Origin of the sequence: Aggregatilinea sp. (assembly GCF_036822615.1) — a bacterium.
Lineage (GTDB): Bacteria > Chloroflexota > Anaerolineae > Aggregatilineales > Aggregatilineaceae > Aggregatilinea.
This window is the reverse complement of the sequence record NZ_DAISHJ010000028.1, coordinates 29114-50268: the sequence shown is the minus strand read 5'-3', so window position 1 is coordinate 50268 and position 21155 is coordinate 29114. Positions and strand designations below refer to the sequence as shown.

At 57.2% G+C, this 21155-nt stretch carries 19 protein-coding genes, 1 tRNA gene and 1 pseudogene; 15 read left to right on the top strand and 6 right to left on the bottom strand.

Annotation, left to right across the window (positions count from 1 at the left end):
* The first annotated feature begins 92 nt into the window (after positions 1–92).
* Positions 93–389 carry a sigma factor-like helix-turn-helix DNA-binding protein gene (locus tag V7116_RS25780; RefSeq protein WP_442891829.1) on the top strand — a complete coding sequence of 99 codons (297 nt, stop codon included), beginning with the start codon at positions 93–95 and terminating at the stop codon, positions 387–389.
* Position 390: 1 nt separating this feature from the next.
* Here V7116_RS25780 and V7116_RS11055 read toward each other — a convergent pair whose 3' ends face one another.
* The 3 genes from V7116_RS11055 to V7116_RS11045 all read right to left on the bottom strand — a co-directional run bounded on the left by V7116_RS11055 (position 391) and on the right by V7116_RS11045 (position 6690).
* Positions 391–1485 (bottom strand): toll/interleukin-1 receptor domain-containing protein, encoded by a 1095-nt coding sequence (locus tag V7116_RS11055; protein WP_324391979.1) that lies wholly within the window; start codon positions 1483–1485, stop codon positions 391–393.
* Between the two features lie 44 nt (positions 1486–1529).
* Positions 1530–6050, bottom strand: coding sequence for an NB-ARC domain-containing protein (locus tag V7116_RS11050; protein ID WP_324391978.1), 4521 nt, complete (start codon positions 6048–6050; stop codon positions 1530–1532).
* Positions 6051–6255: 205 nt separating this feature from the next.
* Positions 6256–6690: a helix-turn-helix domain-containing protein gene (locus V7116_RS11045; RefSeq protein ID WP_324391977.1), complete on the bottom strand. Its 435-nt coding sequence runs from the start codon at positions 6688–6690 to the stop codon at positions 6256–6258.
* 420 nt (positions 6691–7110) lie between these two features.
* Between V7116_RS11045 and V7116_RS11040 the strand changes: the two genes are divergently transcribed.
* The 4 genes and pseudogenes from V7116_RS11040 to V7116_RS25775 all read left to right on the top strand — a co-directional run.
* Complete coding sequence (locus V7116_RS11040) at positions 7111–7380, top strand: hypothetical protein (RefSeq protein ID WP_324391976.1); 270 nt, start codon at positions 7111–7113, stop codon at positions 7378–7380.
* 130 nt (positions 7381–7510) lie between these two features.
* Complete coding sequence (locus V7116_RS11035; protein ID WP_324391975.1) at positions 7511–8728, top strand: hypothetical protein; 1218 nt, start codon at positions 7511–7513, stop codon at positions 8726–8728.
* Positions 8721–8921 carry a hypothetical protein gene (locus V7116_RS11030; protein ID WP_324391974.1) on the top strand — a complete coding sequence of 67 codons (201 nt, stop codon included), beginning with the start codon at positions 8721–8723 and terminating at the stop codon, positions 8919–8921. Before V7116_RS11035 ends, V7116_RS11030 begins: the two co-directional genes overlap by 8 nt.
* A 165-nt stretch (positions 8922–9086) precedes the next feature.
* A pseudogene (locus V7116_RS25775) lies at positions 9087–9569 on the top strand (recombinase family protein); the annotation flags it as partial.
* A gap of 603 nt (positions 9570–10172) precedes the next feature.
* Here the strand turns inward: V7116_RS25775 and V7116_RS11025 are convergent.
* Both V7116_RS11025 and V7116_RS11020 read right to left on the bottom strand, forming a co-directional pair.
* The gene (locus tag V7116_RS11025; protein ID WP_324391973.1) at positions 10173–10526 is read right to left on the bottom strand and encodes a hypothetical protein; all 354 of its coding nucleotides are present in this window, start codon (positions 10524–10526) and stop codon (positions 10173–10175) included.
* A 369-nt stretch (positions 10527–10895) separates the two neighbouring features.
* A tRNA-Glu gene (locus V7116_RS11020) sits at positions 10896–10968 on the bottom strand.
* A 257-nt stretch (positions 10969–11225) separates the two neighbouring features.
* Here V7116_RS11020 and V7116_RS11015 point away from each other — a divergent pair.
* A complete protein-coding gene (locus V7116_RS11015; RefSeq protein ID WP_324391972.1) occupies positions 11226–13091 on the top strand; it encodes a sensor histidine kinase in 1866 nt (621 codons plus the stop codon).
* Between the two features lie 19 nt (positions 13092–13110).
* Here V7116_RS11015 and pyrF read toward each other — a convergent pair whose 3' ends face one another.
* Complete coding sequence (gene pyrF / locus V7116_RS11010; RefSeq protein ID WP_324391971.1) at positions 13111–13929, bottom strand: orotidine-5'-phosphate decarboxylase; 819 nt, start codon at positions 13927–13929, stop codon at positions 13111–13113.
* A 302-nt stretch (positions 13930–14231) separates the two neighbouring features.
* On the opposite strand from pyrF, the gene V7116_RS11005 reads away from it, so the two are divergent.
* From V7116_RS11005 to V7116_RS10965, 9 genes are all read left to right on the top strand, one after another.
* Positions 14232–14660: a MaoC family dehydratase gene (locus V7116_RS11005; protein ID WP_324391970.1), complete on the top strand. Its 429-nt coding sequence runs from the start codon at positions 14232–14234 to the stop codon at positions 14658–14660.
* Positions 14661–14744: 84 nt separating this feature from the next.
* On the top strand, positions 14745–15491 hold the full coding sequence (gene fabG, locus V7116_RS11000; RefSeq protein WP_324391969.1) for a 3-oxoacyl-[acyl-carrier-protein] reductase: 747 nt from the start codon (positions 14745–14747) through the stop codon (positions 15489–15491).
* 47 nt (positions 15492–15538) lie between these two features.
* On the top strand, positions 15539–15907 hold the full coding sequence (locus tag V7116_RS10995) for an Asp23/Gls24 family envelope stress response protein (RefSeq protein WP_324391968.1): 369 nt from the start codon (positions 15539–15541) through the stop codon (positions 15905–15907).
* A 12-nt stretch (positions 15908–15919) separates the two neighbouring features.
* A complete protein-coding gene (gene nusB, locus V7116_RS10990) occupies positions 15920–16390 on the top strand; it encodes a transcription antitermination factor NusB (RefSeq protein ID WP_324391967.1) in 471 nt (156 codons plus the stop codon).
* A 25-nt stretch (positions 16391–16415) separates the two neighbouring features.
* Complete coding sequence (tatC, locus tag V7116_RS10985) at positions 16416–17207, top strand: twin-arginine translocase subunit TatC (protein WP_324391966.1); 792 nt, start codon at positions 16416–16418, stop codon at positions 17205–17207.
* Between the two features lie 57 nt (positions 17208–17264).
* Positions 17265–18593, top strand: a complete 1329-nt coding sequence (locus tag V7116_RS10980) for a cyclic 2,3-diphosphoglycerate synthase (protein WP_324391965.1) — start codon at positions 17265–17267, stop codon at positions 18591–18593.
* A 221-nt stretch (positions 18594–18814) separates the two neighbouring features.
* Complete coding sequence (locus tag V7116_RS10975) at positions 18815–19720, top strand: isoaspartyl peptidase/L-asparaginase (RefSeq protein WP_324391964.1); 906 nt, start codon at positions 18815–18817, stop codon at positions 19718–19720.
* 13 nt (positions 19721–19733) lie between these two features.
* Positions 19734–20570 carry a hypothetical protein gene (locus V7116_RS10970; RefSeq protein ID WP_324391963.1) on the top strand — a complete coding sequence of 279 codons (837 nt, stop codon included), beginning with the start codon at positions 19734–19736 and terminating at the stop codon, positions 20568–20570.
* A gap of 15 nt (positions 20571–20585) precedes the next feature.
* Positions 20586–21143: a hypothetical protein gene (locus V7116_RS10965; RefSeq protein WP_324391962.1), complete on the top strand. Its 558-nt coding sequence runs from the start codon at positions 20586–20588 to the stop codon at positions 21141–21143.
* The last annotated feature ends 12 nt before the right edge of the window (positions 21144–21155 follow it).

Sequence of the window (21155 nt, the reverse complement as noted above, 5' to 3'; positions counted from 1 at the left end):
CTTGATGTGTCCCATCCTAACATACCATCTGGATTAGGTTTTGGGGGGCAGGTCACTGATAGAGCTGGAAAACAAGGAGAGCGATCGCGTCTTTGAGGGGGAAAATAAAGCTGCCATCTGCTCTGAAGGCATGTGGCAGCCTGTGCCCCATAGGGGCTGTCGGGGCCAAAAACGCTCGTCAATTGAGCGGTATATCTTCACCAGTCGTCAAAATCCTCGCGCAGCTTAATGCAGTTCCCTCGCAGCCTAGCCCTACCCTAACCACACACGAAAGAAACAACATCATCCGCGCTCGATATGCCGCAGGCGTTTCACAAGCTGAACTTGCGCGGCGGTTCGAAATTTCATATCAGCGTGTGCACCAGATTGTCAGGGACAAGCAACGCTAGGTCAATCGGTATCACCCGAGGGCTTCCATCCCTTGATGCGCTCCCAAAGGGCTTCCAGATTGGCACGAATATTCAGTTCGATCTCACCTTCATACGCGAGTAAGGGAAACAAAATCGGCACAGTGACCTTTAAACGATAGCGCACGTCCGTTCCGGGGGCAGTGATGTCCTCAACAGCATCTTGAGCGTACTGTGCAAGGGCAATGTCTTCGTAGAGAGCCTTCTGAGTCACCATTTCAATTAATTGGCACTGCAGCTCTGCAAGAACCTCGCGGAGTTCGTTCTCGGAGACAGTGTTGTACTCGATAGCAGCAATTGCGTCCCGAATTTCGGCAACAACCTGTGGTTCCAGCGTGTCAATGCGGGAGAGTATCTGTATCAAGAGGCGTTGTTCGATGTCTTCCAGCAAGCTACGCATCTCGCTCAATAATATGGCTTTGTCGAGCGCCTGGGCCTCGTAAACGCCTACAGCATTATCTCCGATGACAGCTTCCCTGACTTCTCGCACATCGTATGTGGCTCCACCCTTCTCGGAATCAATCTGCTGTCTCAGCTGCCGCAAGCGTTGCAGTTTTTCGGATGTAAGATTGTTTACCGTGTCAATACTTGAGCCGAATATGCCTAATGCGCGATCCCCTATCACAACCCGCTGTCCACCTACTACCGTGTACTTGGCTGTAGGAGGTGTGGCTGTCTCTGTTGGTGTCTGCAAATCATTCAAATCGCGAATTAGCAAGTCGTATTCATCGTTCTGCTTGTCTGCTTGGCTAAAGTCGCGGTACTGTAATCGGGAGAGTTCCGCAGGAATGTCGCATTGCAATATCAGTATCGGAATAACAGGTTTTCTAAAAACGAACAAAGCAGTTGTCCATTCCCACTCTACGTATTTCGATAATACTGCTGCAGGACTTAAGAGCACCAGCAGGACATCAGATGTTCGAATAGCGTCGCCAAGCTGTTGTTGCCAGGTGCGCCCGGCCCGCAAGCTCTCAATGTCTCGCCAGACCTTATATCCAATCTGCCGTAGTCGCCAATTCAATTCTGTTGCCGCCTTTGAACTGTCGGCATGCGCATAGGAAATTAGTAGTTGCGACATTGAGTGTTCCCCTGGTGATGTAGAGCAATGCGCGATTCAAAATCCTATTCCATCGACTTATCTGGATACTTGTTGGAGAAGATAAGTGCCTCCAACCTATTTTCGAATTCAAGGTCCGAAAAGATACAAGGCTGATCGTGCAATACAGTTACAAGTTCTTCAGGTAGCAGTGGCAATATTGGTTCGTCGGATACAATTCGTTTCTGGATGACACTCAAATCGTCTAATCCGAATGCGCTTAATAGGCTGGAAAAGAGGTGATAGGACACCTCCAAGCTATAGGACTCTTGACGAGATTCAAAGATACGGAGGGCTAACAGGATATTTTGTAGCGCTTTCCCTAGATGGTCAATCCTATCTTCGCCAGGTAAGATCGCCAGTTCCATCAGTAGAGCGGCTTTATTGAATAGTGTAGCAGCGTAGTCCAGGGGTACTTCACGTAGTCGTGCCAACGCAGCGTCATACGCTAACATCGCTTCATGGAGGCGAGCAGCATGATTCTCGCCTGCTAGAGTTGCTAATTCTCGAAGCAGATTCGCTTTGTTGGTTTGCGTTTGGGCGTAATCCAGGGGCACATCCCGCTGCAGTTCGAGTGTGCTGTCGAATGCGGCAAGGGCTTCCCAAAGACGTGCAGCTCGGTCTTCACCCGGGAGGGTAGCGATTTCCGTGAGTATGCATGCCTTGATACCCTGCGCATTCGCACTGGGAAGCAGCATGCCTTGCTGTAGCTTCAGCGCACTATCGACAGCAACCAAAGCTTTCTGGAGGCAGGCGGCGCGATCTTCGCTTGAGAACGCCGCAAGTTTCGACAATACTATCGCTCTGGTGCTCTGCGTCTGACCATACTCCAATGACGAATCCTGTTGAAGTTCGAGAGCTACGTCAAGTGCCTCCAGAGCTTCTTGCGTACGTGCCACCCGGTCTTCACCTGTTAGGGTTGCCAGTTCAAGGAGAAGCGCCGCCTTATTGTTGTAAGTCCGGGCGTGCTCCAGCGGCACATTCTTACGCAGCCCTATTGTGGCATTAAGGGCGGCCAGCGCTTCCTTTAGGCGCGCAGCCCTGTCTTCGCCCGGCAAAGCCGCTAGTAGCAGTAAGAGACCAACCCTGTTGTTCTGGGTCGTTGCATAGCTAAGTGGCACCTCATCTTGCAGTTCCAGTGCAGTATCAAGAGCGACCATTGCCTCATACAGACGAGAGGCCCGATCTTCGTCGGGTAGGGTCGCAATTTCAATTAGCACAACAGCCTTACTGTTCTGGGTCTGGGCGTACTCCAGTGGCGCCTCCGTCTGTAGCTTCAGAGCACCTTCAGTTTCAGAAAGTGCTTGCTGTAAGCGAAGGGTCCGGTCTTCGCCTGCGATCGATGCCAGTTCCATCAGTACTACCGCCTTGTTGTTCTGCGTGCTAGCATACTCCAGTGGAGCATACTTGCGCAGGTCCAGGGCAGCATCATAGGCAGTCAGCGCTTCCTTTAGGCGCGCAGCCCTGTCTTCGCCCGGCAGGGTCGCCAGTTCCCTAAGTACATTCCCCAGATTGTTCAGCGCGGTTGCGTAATCAAGTGGTACATCTTTCAGTATTTTCATTGCATCGCTAAGGGTAGCGTGTGCTTCCCGCAGGCGGGAAGGGCGATCTTCGTCGGGTACAGAAGCAAGGTCTGTAAGTAGCGTTGCTTTTATTCCCTGGCTGTGCGCAAAGTCTAGCGGCACAGCTTTTCGGTGTTCCAACGCTACTTCGACAGCAGCCAGGGCTTCCCGCAGGCGGGCGACGCGATCCTCGCTTGGCAGCGAGGCCAGTTCTCGCAGCAGACTTGCCCTGCTATTCTGCGCACCTGCATAAGCCAGGGGCAGATCCCTTTGCACATCCAATCCTGTATCAATAGCAGCCAATGCTTCCCGCAAGAGCGCAGCTCGGTCTTCACCGGGAAGAGAGGCAAGCCCTCTCAGCAGGTCGGCCCTTATGCTCTGTGCATTAGCGTAGGCGAGTGGCACGGGCTTCTGCACTTCCAGTGCAGCGTCGATAGCAACTAGCGCTTCCCGCAAGCGCGAAGCCCGGTCTTCGCCAGGAAGACCCGCTATCTTCATAAGCACCACCGCCTTGTTGCTCTGCGTGGAAGCATACGCAAGTGGCACACCCCTACGCAATTCCAGCGCAGAGTCATATGTAGCTAGTGCACCTCTCAGGCGTGCAGCTCGGTCCTCACCCGGTAAATTCCCCAACTCGCTCAGAAGGTTGGCCTTGTTATGCAATGCGGTGGCGTAATCCTGGGACATATCCATCATTAGTTTCAGCGCTTCATTGTATGCGGCTAGGGCTTGACGCAAGCGGATACTGCGATCCTCACCTAGAAGGAGAGTGGACACAGCTTGCAGGGCACTGCCATAAGAATCCCACGCGCGGCCTTGTGCCTGTAACCCACCTACGGACTTAGCCCGAGCTAGAACTTGTTCAGCCCATTCCAAATACTCATGGCCGAGATTCTGGCCGCGAAGCAAGTTCGCACCATATGCTACTAAGTCATGGGCGAGTTCTAGGCTTTCATGCACGGCCCACCTGAATGCATGCTTGAGATTTGGTAGCTCCGGGATTATCTCGTGATAATATTGAGATCTATCTGCTTGTTGCAAACGCGCCAGATAATGTCGGGCATGACGATGCGAAAAGGTCAGTCGCTCATCTGCCGTTTGCATACCCAATGCATAGGCACGAAGTATCATATGCTGCTCCCATCGAGCTGACATTTGCGCCTGCGGTGGTTGCACCTCGGAAAGAAGAGATAATCCGTTGAACATCAGAAGAATCTCTTCGGTTTCTGCCTCTTCCTCCAATACGGCGTTCACCCCTGTCGAATCAAAGGCTGCACCTGCTGCGAGTGCACCCAAAGCCCGGAAACAGCGCTGAAATCTAGTTCCTTTAGCGTGCTCACCCAAGTAATCGTAGCTATATCGCAATGCTACTTCGACTGGATTTATCCGATCCTCCTTATCCATACGTGGAAGGTCTCCAAAACCTTCTCCATTATGGACGCGACGAATAATCTCGTCGACTGCAGCTTTGTAGCGAGAATGGCCGCGGCGTGCAAGCGTGCTAGCGGCAATGGTAAGTGCTTGCGGATGTCGTTCCAATCCGTCCGCCAGATTATTCGCCAATACGTCGCTCAATGCTGGCACCTTGTTCTGCATCAACAAGCGCGCGTCCTCTTGCGTCAATGCGTTCAGCGTTATTACTCCCTGCTCAGTTCCAGCAGTTGAAAACGCTACATCAAGGTCACGGGTTGTGACCACAATAGTGGCGTCATGTGGGGCTGCACGTTTGATTGGCTCCAGCACAGCTGCATCCCACACATCATCTACAATCCAAAGCATCCGTCCATGCCCATCCAGCAGCATCTGAACTACTTCAGGGGAGAACTGTGTACTGTGAAGTGTCTCTTGTACCTGCGCATCTGCACCATAGGCATAGCTCGCAATGCGGTTGAGTTCCGGATTGATGCTTTCGGTCGTTCGCATACTGGGACTCAACTGTATCCAGATCACACCGCCGGGATACGCCGCTCCGTAGTGCATCGAGTACAGTGCCGCAACAACTGTTTTACCGATACCGGGCATTCCTCGTATCCCGAGCACAGTTTGGGCCGATCCTTGCTTTAATCTTTCATGCAACCTGTTCAAATCGGTTTCTCGTCCCACTGCATTCCCGCTCACATCAGCACGCACTTCGTGTGGTTGTTTCCATTGCAGGGGAATGTGCGTACTGTGGTTAATCACCATCGCACTAGGACCTATCGCGCAGTTCGTCGGGTTGAGCACGACAAAATCGGCTGCGGTTGAGCCGTACTCTCCAGACAAGGGAAATAGCTCTGATTGTGTTGTGCGTCGGGTGGAAAGCGAAGAGGCGGCTGAAGGTTGCGTGATTGATAAGGAGCGACCATATCGGACTTGACGCCATAGTGCTCGTCGCATCTCAAGTTGTTGTTTACTGTGATCGTCCGAGGCTCGAAATCGCGCAAGGGCAAGTTCGGCATCAAGAGAGAGCATTAGGTCAGGTTGCGCTAACAATAGCAGGCGTGCGTCTTCCTCTGTGTGTGCAGTAACAAAAGCTTCTAGTTGCATTACAAGAGGGTTTACTTCAGCTTCTGATTGATGAAGAATTTTCAGGTCGTTAAGGCGTTCGCGTATCGCTCGAGCGATGGTGTGGTTGCCTGAAGTGCGGGCACTATTAGACTTTTGCTCAGCCAGTTGCTCGAGTGCATCCAGTGCTTTGTCAGACAGTTGTTGCGCAAATTGTCTCAGTTCATCGCGGTTTGGCACACTCATAAAGTCCAGGAATATAGCCTCCGACGCACGAATGTATTCTAGGGCGCGAAGCTGTTTGAGCAAGTCGGCACGAGACCTTAACAAAGTCACCGATTTGTGTTTTGCATGTTCCTCCTGAATCCATAGCTCGAACTCAACCTCGGCCTTATCGGTGAACAAAACCTCGGCAGATCTGTCAACTACATCTCTAATCGCCTGCGCATCGGGGGCGGCAACAAATGCACGCAATTTAGCACGTAGAGAGGGGTTACTCATAAGCTGTCTCCCGGCAATATTTGCTGGCGTACCTCCTATTCACAGTATAGTTAGTACGTATTATTTATGCAATTAAGTTAATCCAACTATATGTGACAGCTACCCCCACAAACATCTTAGTTACTTGGCGCGGGAGGACCCTGGGTGGGGACCCGCGCGGGAACGCGCGGGGTGGGGGCCAGGGGGGACCCGCGCCTGTCTCCGGTTATTTGTCACTATCTTCGCCAAACATCTCATTATCCACCTTGATATGGTAGTCAATAATCGTATTGACAATAAAACGGGCCAAACCAGCATCATAGTCCGGTTCAATTTGTCGCATCTTGTTAATCAACTCGCTTTCCTCAGGTGTCAGTTCGTCCAGACTGCGTAACTGGTTCGAGGGGTCCCGGTAAGGCATGGGAATAAAGTAGGTCATCGGTTTTTCCAGCACGATAGCCAGATGATAAAGCACAGTAAGATTCGGTTCTGTCTTGCCTGTCTCAAGCTCTGAGATGTAGGCTTGACGGCGATGCATTCGTTCTGACAGTTCAGTTTGGCTTAATCCAGCCTCCTCACGCGCCTGACGTATCAAAAGCCCCACTTCTTTGCGAATAAATGGCGCAAGCAAATCAATAGCGTTTTCTTGCTCTTCACTCATTGTACACACTCCCTGAAAAATCCACCTTGACAAGTTAACGGACTAGCGTATAGACTATCTGTTATACGGCAATACGTTGAATTATACGCTCATTCCATACGACCTGCAAAAACGGTTTTTGGCTAACGTTCTGCCCAATCAGGTCTGCCTGGGGGTTTGGGGGCAACGCCCCCAAGTGAGGAACGGAGCACAAACAGCGGCGGGGAATAGGTCGCTAACGTCCCGCCCCCCGGTCGGCCAGTCTGCCAGTCCACTCCGCCGGGGCATCCCTTTGCCAAGCGGCGCGGGGTGGCTGTCAAGGGCAGACTGGCGGCGCTCCCTGCTCACACAACGGTCGCTGTCCCTTGACAGCCGGGGTCCCTGCTGCCGCTACACTGGCAAAGGCCCGCGCGGAGTGACGAAGAAAGGAGGTGAGAACACATGACGGTTTCGCAAACGCCCCTGCAACAGTGGCTGCACGATAACTGCGCTCTGTGCAAACACCTAGGCGACCGCAAGTGGTTGGATGTGCGGTGCTCGTTCGCGTCGTTCGTCGTATGGGGCGGCCCACCCTACTCTGAGCGGGATGCGGCCACCATTCGGGCGCGCATCAACTCGGTGGACTGTCCCGACTACATCGGAGACCACATCAAACAAAAACGGCGACGTATGCTCGAAAGACTGGAAGAAACAGCAGAAACGACAGCATAGGCAAACGCAAAGGCCGGGATGTGCGGTAACACGTCCCGGCAGTGGCAAACAATCTCTCTCGGATTGGTCAGCCTGCTCCATTGTACGGGGTGGCGCTGACCCTGTAAAGCAAAGGAGCAATGAACAGTAAATGGCAGTTGGTAGCGGGTCGGTTGAAGGGGATAAGTCGGTAGCATCCCCCCGTCTTGTATCACGGGGGGCGAAAATGCAATTGGGATTCCTGGGGCTGGATAGTCTTTACCTGATGATTGAATACCCTCGTCGGGATATGTTCGACTACTGGTCGTATGGCATCGACCTGAAAGACCCACGATTGAAAAATGGCATCTTGCGGGAAGACAAGGTGCTGCGCTTTGGCGCGAACGGGTATCGCCTCTCGCTGTGGGACGAGGATGCGCGTCTGTTCCTGACCCCTCGCGTAAACGACGAACTAGCAGATACACCTCAAGCCGGACAGGGGATGGGCTTGATGCTCCAACTCGGTCCCAAGTGGCTGCGCATGTTTGGCGACGTTACCGCTATTCGTGCGCTGCGCACAAACATCTTCGAACAACTGAAGTGGTTTGGCTTGGAGACGCCCGAACTGTACCTCATGCGCATCAATCGGGCTGACATTGCGCTCGATATCGTGGGCATGGATGTCAAAGAGCAATCCATTGAAGAATGGCGTCAACAGTGGGTCGGCTATGCCAAGCGCAAACACTTCTATGATTCCGACGAAAACGGCGACCTGGAAGGCTTCGCTATCGGCTCATCGGAAGGCGTGGTGCGTTTCAAAGTCTATGACAAGATAGCGGACACGGTGCGGCGCAATTCGGGCGGCTTCTGGCGCTCCGTGTGGGCAATGGATGAGGATTGCACCTTACCTGTCACGCGCTTTGAATGGTCTATCCGCTGCTACGAAGGCAAGTTCGCCGGGCTGCGCTACCTCTCCGACCTGAGCTATGACGGCTTCCTCGAACTGCTAAATTACGTCACGCTCAAGTGGGGCCAACTGCGCATTCCAAATCCCGATGATCCAACCAAAACACGCTGGAAAATGGCTCCCCTGTGGGCTGACCTACGCGGGTTCATCGACTATTGGAGCTACAACTGCGATGGGCTGGCGCAACGCGAGTACGACTTCAGCATTGAAGTCAATCACCACTACCTGCGCTCTATCATCGGCTGGCTGGCAGGGTTGCAAGTGCGCGTTGGGCTGGAACAACACCTTGACCAGCCTGCAACGCTCAATCAGGCGCTACGTTACCTCGATGAAATGGGCTATCCGATGGCGATGATTGAGCACAAAGCGCGTCAAAAGTGGGAAGTCGCGGCACGCTTGAACGGGGTGCGGAGCGATGAATAAAAACATCACCTACCAACCGCCCTCCCCTGATGTAATCGAACACTTCGCGCATGCGGTGTGTTCGGAGCTTGGCGGCGACGATGCCCAACCGGAAGTTGAACGCGGGCTTGCCAGCCTCACTAAAGTCATTGCGCGTATTCTCGCCAATGACCTGAACCGCCAGCAAAGTGAGTTTGACAACAGAATCGAGTAGGGATACTCTACGTGCATTGGAAGATGAGCACCGAAGTACTGCAATACCTCGGTGCTCTGGCCGATGCACTACTGTGTCTAGCGCACCGTCCGCCGACAGACTCTATCTTACTCGGTGGTCCGGCGCTACTACCCTTATACTTGCGCACACCTGTAGGAGTCTGTCGTGTCTCAGAATCTTTCCGTTCGTATTCCTCGCAAGATCGCGCTTTGTTACGTCCGCCAGTCCTACACCCGCGACGAAAGCGACACCAACAGCCCTGTACGCCAGCAGGCCAATATCCAAGCCGTCTGCGACCGTGAGGGCTGGATTCCCGAATGGTACACCGATGCGGAAGGCCATAAGTCGGGCACAAAGGTCAATAACCGCCCTGGCTGGCTGGCGTTGGAAAAGCGCCTCAAAGACCCTGACGTTATCGCCCTGGTTGCCAACGATTCCAGCCGCATGCACCGCAAATTCTGGCGCGTCGGCTACCTGCTCGAACTGTTGGATGAATACGGCGTGCGCCTGGTCTTCGCTGCGCCTGGCCGCGAAATGGATACCTCGACCCATTGGGGCCGCATGATGATTAACTTCATGGCAATGCAAGATGAAGCATACGCGGCGGATATTGCGGCCAAGTCCAAAGACAGTATTCTGTACCGCAAATCACAGGGCAAAACGATTGGCATGCCCCCGTTCGGAACGATGCGCGATGAAAAGGGCTACCTGATACCCTCTCCTGAAGGCGCATGGCTGCTTCCTGACGGGCGTTACATGGCGGGCACGGTAAGCGAACAAGCGCCTGCAAACGGCGCGCTCTGGCGCGGATACTACGAGTGTGCGCAGCGTATTCTGGAACTGTACGCGGAGAACAGCCACGGCATTGAACGCATCGCCTACCACATAACCGATGAAGGCTGGGCCTTCCGCAATCGTAAGCACCAGCCGCGCCCGGTCAACCGGGATGATATTCGCCGGGTCGTCTCAAGCTGGCGGCAATACGCGGGTCTCAGCCCTGAAGGGCGTGGTAAGGACATGAACGCCAGCCTTATCGATGACCCGGTAGGCGTGCTCTACGATACCGGGCGGGCGGTGTTTCCTCTCGAACTGCTGCGGCAAGTGGGCGAAACGCAGACGTCGCGCAGCGTCACCACGCGCCCGTTCGGGTCGGTCAAGGCGTCGCATCCTTATCCCCTCACCCGGCTCCTACTCTGCGCGGAATGCGAACGGCAGGCACGCGACCAAAACAACCCTGGGCTGCGTACTCGCTTAAGCGGCGTGGACCAAAACGGCAAGCTGCGCTATCGCCATGCGGAAGGTGTGAAGTGTGGCTGCAAGCGGCGCTCCGTGTTCAAGGATGTGATTGAAGCGGAATTCGGGCGGCTGATTAACCTGCTCACCATTCGAGAAGACCGTTTCCCGCTGCTGGTCGAGATGGCGATCCAATCCGAGTATGGCGGCCCTGGTCAAACGGCAGATGATGATTTTGAAGCCCAAAAAGCGGTCGCTATCGCCAAATGTCGCCAGCGCATTGAAAACGCGCGCTTCCTGCTGTTGGAAGGGGACATTACTAAAGAGGAATACCTCAAGCGCAAGGAACACAACGAACGCCAGATTGCCCATTGGGAAGCGCGTACCACCGAAACGGAAAAGGCCGCGATTGAGCTTCGTATGTGCATGGAATCGCTCGATGCCCTGGCGCGTCTGTGGGGCACGGCCAACGATGAAGACAAACAGGAAATGGCGCGCGTGTTGTTCGAGTATGTCGTTTACGACCTGGACAAGCAGCAGATTGTAGACTTCAGCTTGAAACCCTGGGCCAGTCGATTTTTGGAGCTTCGCGCGGCGCTGTATGGGGATGACGATGGGGCAGCACTTCCGCCCAACGATGACGATTCAGGCGATGAGTCGAGCGACGATGATGGCGGAGTAAGCGGGGAACACAGCCCTGAGAAAGACAATCGCTCGGGTCTCAAGACCACGAGCGATTTATGCCCCATAGGGGACTCGAACCCCTGTTTCTGCCTTGAGAGGGCAATGTCCTGGGCCGCTAGACGAATGGGGCATCATTCAGCGAACGAGGGTCATTGTACCAATCCAAGCGACACGCGTCAAGGGCGCGAACAGCGCTCAGAACACCCTGCCTCCAACCCACAACCTCGCGGATCTTCCGCGCAGATAAGGCTATAATACACACCATCAATCCCCGCGAAACAGAAACTATCTGACAGTTGTGCCCCCAAAGGGAAAAACGATATACTAAATTTAGTAAAGAGCATCTTAGTAATACACATTGAACACAAATTAATTGAACGGTAAAGTATGACGAACAAAACCGCTGGGTTGAGCAGCACATCAGACGCGCCCCAGTCTCGTGAGGAACAGATCAACAGACTCCTTGTACGGGCGCGGGCGCTGCTTCATAACAACGCGCGCCAAAGCGAAGTCCTCGCCAAACAAGCCTTCGAAATAGCCAGCAGGGAAAATCCTCCCTACCCTTTTGGCATTGCGGAGAGCTGGGAGATCCTATCCATCATCGAATGGGATCGATCCGAATACCAGACTGCGCTATCGCATGCGCTGCAAGCGCTTGAGCAGTTCGAAACCCTCGGCAACATCTGCAAACAAGCTGAAGTGCTCAACCATATCGCGGGCATCAATTATTTCTTGGGGAATACTTCGCAGGCACTCGAATATGGCTTTACGGCGCTCCAACTCGCAGAGCAATGCAACCAGCCCAGCCTGCTGGCCAGCATCCTGAATGACACGGGCTATGCCATGCTGCACCTGGGCAACCCACGAACGGCGTTGACTCAACTCATGCGCAGCTTAGCCATGCATCGGGAAGTCGGCTCTCTATCCGGCGAAGCACAAGCCTTGGACAGCATTGGCAAAGCCTACCTGCTTCTGGGTGATACCGAACAGGCGCTGAACTACGCCCAGCAAAGCCTGGAGCTTGACCGGAAGATCGAATACCACCGCGCAGAAACCGAAGCGCTCGGCAATATTGGCAAAATCTGGATCGCGGCAGGAGACGTCGATCGCGCTATCAGCTACTTTCAGCAGTCCCTGGTGCTCTCACAGGCACGCGGATATCGCCAGTTCGAAGCGGCCACCCTGTTTGACTTGAGCCAGGCGCAGCTCGTATCAGGCAAACCGGACCTCGCCGTAGCAACCCTCAAGCAGGCGCAGGCGGTTGCAGACGATATCGGCACCAACCCCGTGCTCGCCGAAATTCACAGGGCGCTGGCGGACATCTACGAACAGGCTGGCGAGATCACCGCGAGCTTAACCCACTACAAGCAGTTCCACACGCTGCAAGAAGCCGCAAGCAACGAAATGTCCACGCTGCGACTCAACGGCCTGCGCGCGACGCACGAAGCCGAAACCGCCCGCCAGCAAGCCGAAATCTACCGGCTGAAAAATGTGGAGCTGCAAAAAGAAATAGAGGAGCGCGAAAAACTTATCGCAGAACTGGATGCATTCTCGCGCACGGTCGCGCACGATCTCAAGAACCCGCTGTGGGTGATTACAGGGCTGGGGGAATATATTCTTGAATTTCTGCTCACGACCGGCGATGAAACAATCATCCAGATGGGGAACGAACAGATCGGCATGGGCTATAAGATGGGCCGTATCATTGACGAACTGCTCCTACTGGCCCAGGTGCGGCAGCACACGGTGACGCCCGAGATCATCGACATGCGGATCGTCATCAACGAGGTGCGGGCACGTCTGGCGCGCCAGATCAGCGAACAGCAAGCAGAACTACTGATGCCCGATACGTGGCCTGCAGCGCAGGGTTATGCCCCGTGGATAGAAGAAATTTGGGCGAACTATATCAGCAATGCGATCAAGTATGGGGGTCACCCGCCCCGCGTGGAACTGGGCGCACAGCGTGAAAACGGCCACGTGCGCTTCTGGGTGCGCGACAACGGCAGCGGGCTGCTGGACGAAGAACGCGCCCAACTGTTCACCGAGTTCACCCGCCTACCCTCGAAGCACGGCAGCAAAGGCGGGCACGGCCTGGGACTCTCCATAGTCAAGCGTATCGTGGAAAAACTCGGCGGAACCGTTGGCATAGATAGCCAACCCGGAAGCGGCAGCACCTTCAGCTTCACGCTGCCTGCCGCAGCGGACGAAACGCCGAACGACGCGCTATCTGCCCTTCCGGATCAACCTCTTTAGCCTTGCGTCACAGCCGATCTCAGGCCAGTTGTTTTTCTCGCTCAGCCCGAATATCGTCAACCCACTTATGCGCGGTCGCTGCCGCCGCACGGTCAAAATCGCCCGGGTCGTCACTGGCATAAATAATCGTGCGCCCCACATTGATCGTGGGGCCAATCCCGGTGACCGTAATGCCGTGTTCCACCGCCAGCGCGATATCCCCCTCCTGCTCGCCCAATCCGGGGATCAGGAATGGCAGCGTAGGGGCCCAGCAGCGGAGGCGCGTCAGGTCACGCGGCTGGGTTGCGCCGACCGTGATGCCGATCTGCTCCGGGTGCGTATCCGCCAGCGTATTCAGTTGTGCCGTGACGTAGCGGAACAGGGGCGACTGTTCACTCGGCCACAACTGGAAGTCATTACTGGTCGTGTTCGCCGAGCGCACCAGAACGAACACCCCTTTATCCTTATAGTCGATGAGCGGCTTCACCGCGTCCATGCCCACATATGGGCTGACCGTCACCGCGTCTGCTCCAAACACCTCGAAAGCAGCGCGCGCATAATGCATCGCCGTATAGTCGATGTCCCCAAATTTCGCGTCCAGAATGACGGGAATCTCGTCTGGAACGTGCGCAGTAATCGACTGCAGCGCCTGCATACCTTCCGGCCCATATGCGAGATAAAACGCCAGATTCATCTTATAAGCACAGGCATAGGGAGCCGTTGCATCTACAATCTTTTTTCCAAACGTCTCAACGTCGATACCCACGGGTATGCGATTGGCCGTCGGATCGAGACCTATGCACAACCATGAATCATGCTTCTGCTGCGCAGAACGGAGTCGTTGAAAGAAGGTCGCCATATCATCCCCATCCTAACGACTAATAAGAGTGCATTGGAGAACTTGCCCCTCGCCGGGTGCATCTGCGCGCGCCAACAGGGGCGCATCGCGGAAGCAGCGACCGGGGATGAGTCACTTTTATTGACACTCTCAAAGAACTATGCCCTTCAGTATACTCGCTTTTAGGCCCATCCTTCCAACTTCCCCGAACCCTCCCGCAAAGCAGTGTCCACCCGGGACCAGCGGGTATATCCATCTGGATGAGGGGCATGGTAAAATCGGCACGCGACCTGTAAAGTTCACCACGGCGAAAGGATGGCCAGATGGGCGTTGAAATGGGTGCGCGGGCGAGCTGCACGAAAACGTTCACCGATGAGGACGTACGCCAGTTCGCGCAGATCACAGGGGATGAGAACCCGATCCACCTGGATGAATCATACGCGGCCAGCTCGCGGTTCGGGCGGCGCATCGTGCACGGCATCCTCACGGCAGGGCTGATCTCCCAACTGCTCGGCAACGAGCTGCCGGGGCGCGGCACGCTCTACATGGGCCAGACGCTCAAGTTCAAGGCCCCCGTGTTCCTCGGGGATATCGTGACGGCCACAGTCGAAGTCGTCAAAATTCGCGCCGATCGCGGCATCATCACACTGGACACCACCTGCACCAACCAGGATGGCGAGGTCGTGTTGGAGGGCGAAGCAGTCGTGATGCTGCCCCCGAATGCGCAGCCAGGCGGCGAGTCCGTTTCTTGACACGCCCGATCGCAGGGCTATCATATTACTGCTTGCCAGCGGCATCTCAGGCGATGCCGCCCGATGGATAAAGGAGACAGGCTCATGTCGAATCTCAGCGGTCGCATCGCGTTAGTCACCGGCAGTGGCCAGGGTATCGGTCACGAAGTCGCGTTGGATCTGGCGAAGCGTGGCGCGACGGTGATCACGAACGACATTTCCGGGTGCTGCGCTGACGATACGCTCGAAGAAGTCCGCGCGCTGGGCAGCGATGGGCTTGCTATTACCGCCGACGTCAGCGATGCCGCGCAGGTTGAAGCCATGATCAAATCGATCCTGGACGCTTACGGCAAGATCGACATCCTGGTCAACAACGCCGGAACCACGCGCGACAACCTGATGATGCGCATGCCCGAAGAAGACTGGGACCTCATCCTGCGCGTGAACCTGAAAAGCGCATGGCTGTGCTCGAAGGCGGCGCTGCGCCCCATGATGCGCGCCCGCTATGGCCGTATCATCAACATGGCAAGCGTCAGCGGGATCGCCGGGCAGGCCGGGCAGACCAATTACAGCGCCAGCAAAGCGGGCATCATCGGTATGACAAAAGCCCTCGCGCGCGAAGTCGCTTCACGTGGAATTACAGTCAACGCCGTCGCGCCGGGTTTCATCCAAACCAAGCTCACCGAAAATCTGCCCCAGGACATTCTGGATACCCTCGTGAACAGCATCCCGATGGGGCGCTGGGGAACTGTCGAAGATGTCTCCAACGCAGTCGCTTTCCTGGCCGCCGAGGAATCGAGTTATATCACCGGACACACCCTGTCAGTAGACGGGGGCCTGGTGATGGGGTAAAGTAGAGGCGATCCTGACCTCATCTGGAAGGCGGCTCAGCACATACTATGGTCAGCCCTCGACATCCGAATGACACGGTTACCATTGCGCCAGGCGTGCTGCTCACGATTGCTCGCCTGGCATCCCTTGAAGTTCCCGGTGTAGTGCGGATGGGAAACACGCCCGGCGGCGTCGATCGTCTGTTCCGCCGCGTGCCCGCCGCCAACGGCGTACAGCTTGCCATCAACGACGGCACAGTTACCGCCCACCTGTATGTGGTCGCCGACGCCACGGTGAACCTGCGCGATATGTGCATGAGCGTTCAGAAGTCCGTCGCGCGCTCGATCCGAGAGATCCTCGGCATGAAAGTTGAATCTGTGAACGTGCACGTTGAGGATGTCCACTTCAGCCACGTGGAAGACAGCAGCGGCGGATAGGGTGCGGAAACTGTGCTAAACCAAGACTACCGACACATCGCGCGCAGTGTCGCGCTGCAAATCCTGTATGAGCTGGATTCGACGCGTCACGCTGTAGAGGATGTGCTGTCCGAGCACCTCGCTCCCTACCGCGAACAGCCGGAGCTGCGTCTGTCCACGAACCGGCTGGTTGAAGGCGTGCTGGGCAACAAGAAAGAACTGGACGCCGTTATCCACCGTTACGCACCGGAATGGCCGCTGGAGCAAATTGCGCTCATTGACCGCAACATCCTGCGCATGGCCGTTTTTGAAATGACTATCGACCGCTCCACGCCGCTCAAGGTTGCCATCAATGAAGCGGTCGAGCTGGCAAAAACGTTCGGCACCGAAAGCACCCCGCGCTTCATCAACGGCGTGTTGGGATCGCTGGCGGCGCGGACGGCAAGCTCGACCCTCAACGACGAAGAACGGGTTTCTTCCGGCAACCAGGAACAGCCGGAATAGAATATTTATATAAAGCCGGTACTCAATGTCACAACACCCTGTCACCCAGCCGCCCGAACTCAAGCCCCAGCGCTATAAAACCTGGACCGCGATCAGTGGCGAAGCGGACGATACACCGCAGACGCTCTTCGAGCATCTCAACGAGCTGCGTTCGCGCCTGTTTCGCGCCATTCTCGCGCTGGTCATCGGCGTGCTGGCGTCCGCCGTCTTTACCAGCTCGATCCTCAAGTATCTGATTAAGCCTTACGGCTCGGAACTCAAAGTCCTGGGCCCCACCGAAAGCGTGGTGATGTATTTTCGCGTCGCCCTGCTGGCCGGTGCGATTCTGGCGATCCCGTACATCACGCTTCAGCTTTTCATGTTCATCGCGCCAGGGCTGAATCGCAAGGAAAAGCGCTGGATATATATGGCCCTGCCCGCCACCACCGGCCTGTTCCTGGTCGGTGTGGCGTTCGCATGGTTCATCATGGTCCCGTCCGCACTCGGCTTTCTGCGCGACTTTGAAAGCGGCATCTTCGAAGCCGACTGGACCGCCGAGCGATATATTGCTTTTATTACATCTCTGCTGTTCTGGATCGGCGTCGCGTTTGAAATGCCGGTCGTGGTGTTCGTCCTGGCACGCCTGGGCATCCTGGGGCCGCGTCCCTTGCTGCACAACTGGCGTTTTGCCGTGGTGCTGATCACCATCGCCGCTGCGCTCATCACACCGACCGTCGATCCATTCAACATGCTGCTGGTGATCGCCCCCTTGCTCGGGCTGTACATCGTGAGCATCGGGCTGGCGGCGCTGGCCTATCCGCGTTCCCTGCGGAACTGACCGGCTCAGGAGCAAACCAACCTAATTTCTTTTAGACGACCTGAGGAGCATTTCTGTATGCCGAAAACACGTGTCTTGATTATGGGAGCCGCCGGGCGCGACTTCCATAATTTCAACGTCTTTTATCGTGACAACGATGCTTATGACGTTGTGGCATTCACGGCAACGCAAATTCCCGATATCGAGGGGCGCACCTATCCTGCCGAGCTGGCCGGATCGCTCTACCCCGAAGGCATTCCCATCTACGCCGAGACGGAACTGGACCGCCTGATCCGCAAGCACAACGTGGATGAAGTGGTGTTCTCCTATTCGGACGTCTCGCACGAAACGGTCATGCACAAGGCGAGCCAGGCCCTGGCCGCGGGCGCGGACTTCAAGCTGCTTGGTCCCAACCACAGTATGCTGAAAAGCACCAAGCCGGTGGTATCGGTCTGCGCGGTGCGCACCGGGTCAGGCAAGAGCCAGACCACCCGCGCCGTCAGCGATGCCCTGCGCAGCCTGGGCTACAAGATCGTCGTCATCCGCCACCCCATGCCTTACGGCAATCTGGCCGAACAGGCCGTCCAGCGCTTTGGCAGCTACGAAGACCTGGACAAGCACAAGGTCACCATCGAGGAGCGCGAGGAATACGAGCCGCATCTCGACCGTGGCACTGTGGTTTACGCGGGCGTTGACTACGAGAAAATTCTGCGCGCCGCCGAACAGGAAGCCGACATCGTCTTGTGGGACGGCGGCAACAACGACTTCCCGTTCTACCGCCCCGATCTGGCGATCGTCGTGGTCGATCCGCTGCGTCCCGGTCACGAATACCGCTACCACCCCGGCGAGACGAACCTGCGCATGGCCGACGTCATCGTGATCAACAAAGTTGACAGCGCGACGCCGGAAGGTCTGATCGAAGTGCGCGAAAGCATCCGCCGTTATAACCCGACCGCGACCGTGATCGAAGCCGCGTCCCCGATCTTCGTGGATGACCCGGCGGCGATTCGCGGCAAGAAGGTGCTGGTGGTAGAAGATGGCCCCACCCTCACCCACGGCGAAATGTCGTACGGCGCGGGTGTCGTTGCGGCGCGGCGGTTTGGCGCAGCCAGCCTCGTCGATCCGCGCCCCTACGCGGTCAAGAGCATCACCGAGACCTACGAGAAATACCCGACCACCGGCACCCTGCTGCCCGCGATGGGCTACGGCGAGAGCCAGCAGGATGATCTCGAAGAAACCATCCGCAACACGCCCGCCGACATTGTGCTGATCGCCACGCCGATCGACCTCACGCGCGTGATCCGCATCGACAAGCCGCACCAACGCGTGCGCTACGAGCTTCAGGAAATCGGCCAGCCCACAGTCGCCGAAATCCTCAAGTCGAAGTTCGGGCGGAAAGAGGACTGATCGAACCGAGGGCGTGTGTCCCCTGAGGTGCACGCCCTCTTTTTTCGCTGCCCTCTCATGTGCACCTCTCTTTCCTCTCTATTGCACCGTCCTGGCGTGAACAGCAAACCGGACCCAGCGCGCGCTCACAGCGGCTCAATGCGCGCCCTGCCCGGCTGCCGCCAGACGACAGATCACCGCGCGCCACAGCAGTCGGCGTGCGGCACAAAGGAGCTTTTGCATTGAAGCCAACGATTATGGTTCATGGCGGGGCGTGGAAGATCGCGGAAGATACCCACGCCGCGCATATCGAAGGGACGCGCGCCGCCGCGCAGGCGGGCTGGGATATCCTGACACGCGGCGGATCGGCGCTGGATGCCGTCGAAGCGGCGGTCGCACTGATGGAGGACGATCCGACCTTCGACGCAGGCATTGGCAGCGTGCTCAACCGCGTGGGTGAAATCGAGCTAGACGCGATGATCATGGACGGGCGGACGCTGGCGTTGGGCGCGGTAGCCGCTGTGCGTGGCATCACCAACCCCGTACGCTTGGCCCGCCTGATCATGGAAGACACCGATCACAGCCTGCTCGTCGGTGACGGCGCGCGGCGCTTCGCGGAAATGAAGGGGATGCGCCTGTGCGCGCAGGCCGAGCTGACCGTCCCACGCGAGGTCGATCGTTTCCGTGTGCTCCAGCAAACGCCGGATTACCACCTCTCCGACGGGTTCACGCCCGATCCAATGGACACCGTGGGCGCGGTCGCCATCGACGTCAACGGCAATGTCGCCGCCTCGACCTCGACCGGCGGCGTGCACTTCAAGATGCCGGGCCGCGTCGGCGATTCGCCACTGGTTGGCGCAGGTGCCTATGCCGACAACCGCACAGGGGCGGCGTCAGCCACGGGACACGGCGAGAGCATCATGCGCGTGCTGCTGTCCAAAACGGCCACCGATGCCATCGAGCGCGGCATGAGCGCGCAGGACGCCGCGGACTTTGCCGTCCGCACGATGCACGAGCGCGTTGGCGGCTATGGCGGCATCATCCTGGTGGACTTTCGCGGGCAGGTCGCCTTCGCGTACAATACGCCTCACATGGCGGCAGCCTGGGTTGAGGCGGACGGCACGATCCGGGCGCGGATCAAAGAGTAGGCGGGGACTTCCGATGATCAAACGGGCATCATGGCGAACGGCGAGTATGGTAGTGCTGGCCTTGATCGTGTCCGGCTGCGGCGCGCTAAATCCCGCGCCGGCGACCGTCACCCCGATCCCGGCCTCCCCCACCGGCGCGCTGCCCGTGGTGCCCATCGTTGCCACCGAAACCCCGGCAGCAACATCCGTGATTCAACCCACGGACGCGGTTAGCATCCTCCCCACCGCCGCCGAGCGTACGCAGACCAGCACGCCGCCACCGCCGATCACGATGACGCCGAGCTTCACACCCAGCCCGACCGATACGCCTGTCACGCCCAACGCGATTCTGTATGCACCCGTAGGCGCGGCTCCCGGCGAAAGCACGGGAACGTGCGCCACACCGCCGGATGGATCATTCGCCACAGTATACTCAAACGATCCACAGATCCAGACGGCTGTCGGCTGCCCGCTCAGCGCGTCATCGCCCGTCAGCAGCGCCTACCAGACCTACCAGAATGGGCTGATGATCTGGGTGCAGTCGTTGGGCAGCCCGCCGCAGCCCGTCATCTACGTCTTGTTCAACAACGGCACGTACCAGCGCCTGTCCGACACGTTCGTGGATGGCGTCGATCCCAGCAGCACGGGCCAGACGCCGCCCGAAGGCTTCAGCGAGCCGGTGCGCGGCTTCGGCAAGGTCTGGCGCGATACGCCGGGCGTGCGCGAGGGCATCGGCTGGGCATCCTCTGGCGAAATCGCCAGCGCCGCGCAGGTGCAGCTTTTTGAGCGCGGGGAAATGCTCGCTCTCACCCAGCTCGGACAGACGTTTGTATTCGTCACGGGTGCACCCGGCACGTGGACGGTACGATAGGCGAAAGGAAGGGCCATGCAGCGGGACGACGGCAGTTTATGGCTCGACCAGCGTCACGGTCACCCAATCGAAGACTACCATCTGGCCCAGGGGAGCACCAACGACTGCGGCCCCCACGCAACGGCGGTCACGCTGGGCTTCAGCACGGGCATCCCTGCCGCGGTGAAGGATATAATCCGCGAGCTGAACCAACCCCGGATCGGGCTGTACTTCCCGCCAATCATGATCCGGCGCATTCCAAACTGGGCGACCCTACCGTGGGGCATCGCGGACGTCTTGCGCGCCCATGGACTGCGCGCGTCGTGGCGGTTCCGCGCCAGCGAAGCCGACTTACAGCACGCCCTGGCAGCGGATCGCATCCCGCTGCCGATTTTCGGGGAGCCGTTCCGGCGGCGAGGGCTGCGATGGACCGGCTGGTCCCATGTGGCCGTCCTGGCCGGATGGGACCCCAGCGCACGCGCTTACTGGTTTGTCGATTCGGCGCGCACCGATCCGCTGGCGGCGCGGGGGCAGGATCAATTCCGGCGCGAGTGGGCTAACCTGGGGCACCTGCTGATCGAAGTTAAGACATAAAAAACGGCCAGG

Bases quoted from the DNA above. Each gene is read 5' to 3' on its own strand.
- V7116_RS11030 (WP_324391974.1), top strand. From the start codon at position 8,721: ATGAATAAAAACATCACCTACCAACCGCCCTCCCCTGATGTAATCGAA.
- V7116_RS10970 (WP_324391963.1), top strand. From the start codon at position 19,734: ATGATCAAACGGGCATCATGGCGAACGGCGAGTATGGTAGTGCTGGCC.
- V7116_RS11050 (WP_324391978.1), bottom strand. From the start codon at position 6,050: ATGAGTAACCCCTCTCTACGTGCTAAATTGCGTGCATTTGTTGCCGCC.
- V7116_RS11045 (WP_324391977.1), bottom strand. From the start codon at position 6,690: ATGAGTGAAGAGCAAGAAAACGCTATTGATTTGCTTGCGCCATTTATT.
- V7116_RS11035 (WP_324391975.1), top strand. From the start codon at position 7,511: ATGGCAGTTGGTAGCGGGTCGGTTGAAGGGGATAAGTCGGTAGCATCC.
- V7116_RS11040 (WP_324391976.1), top strand. From the start codon at position 7,111: ATGACGGTTTCGCAAACGCCCCTGCAACAGTGGCTGCACGATAACTGC.
- V7116_RS11005 (WP_324391970.1), top strand. From the start codon at position 14,232: ATGGGCGTTGAAATGGGTGCGCGGGCGAGCTGCACGAAAACGTTCACC.
- tatC (WP_324391966.1), top strand. From the start codon at position 16,416: ATGTCACAACACCCTGTCACCCAGCCGCCCGAACTCAAGCCCCAGCGC.
- fabG (WP_324391969.1), top strand. From the start codon at position 14,745: ATGTCGAATCTCAGCGGTCGCATCGCGTTAGTCACCGGCAGTGGCCAG.
- V7116_RS11015 (WP_324391972.1), top strand. From the start codon at position 11,226: ATGACGAACAAAACCGCTGGGTTGAGCAGCACATCAGACGCGCCCCAG.
- V7116_RS11025 (WP_324391973.1), bottom strand. From the start codon at position 10,526: ATGGGCAATCTGGCGTTCGTTGTGTTCCTTGCGCTTGAGGTATTCCTC.
- V7116_RS10980 (WP_324391965.1), top strand. From the start codon at position 17,265: ATGCCGAAAACACGTGTCTTGATTATGGGAGCCGCCGGGCGCGACTTC.
- V7116_RS10965 (WP_324391962.1), top strand. From the start codon at position 20,586: ATGCAGCGGGACGACGGCAGTTTATGGCTCGACCAGCGTCACGGTCAC.
- V7116_RS10995 (WP_324391968.1), top strand. From the start codon at position 15,539: ATGGTCAGCCCTCGACATCCGAATGACACGGTTACCATTGCGCCAGGC.
- V7116_RS11055 (WP_324391979.1), bottom strand. From the start codon at position 1,485: ATGTCGCAACTACTAATTTCCTATGCGCATGCCGACAGTTCAAAGGCG.
- pyrF (WP_324391971.1), bottom strand. From the start codon at position 13,929: ATGGCGACCTTCTTTCAACGACTCCGTTCTGCGCAGCAGAAGCATGAT.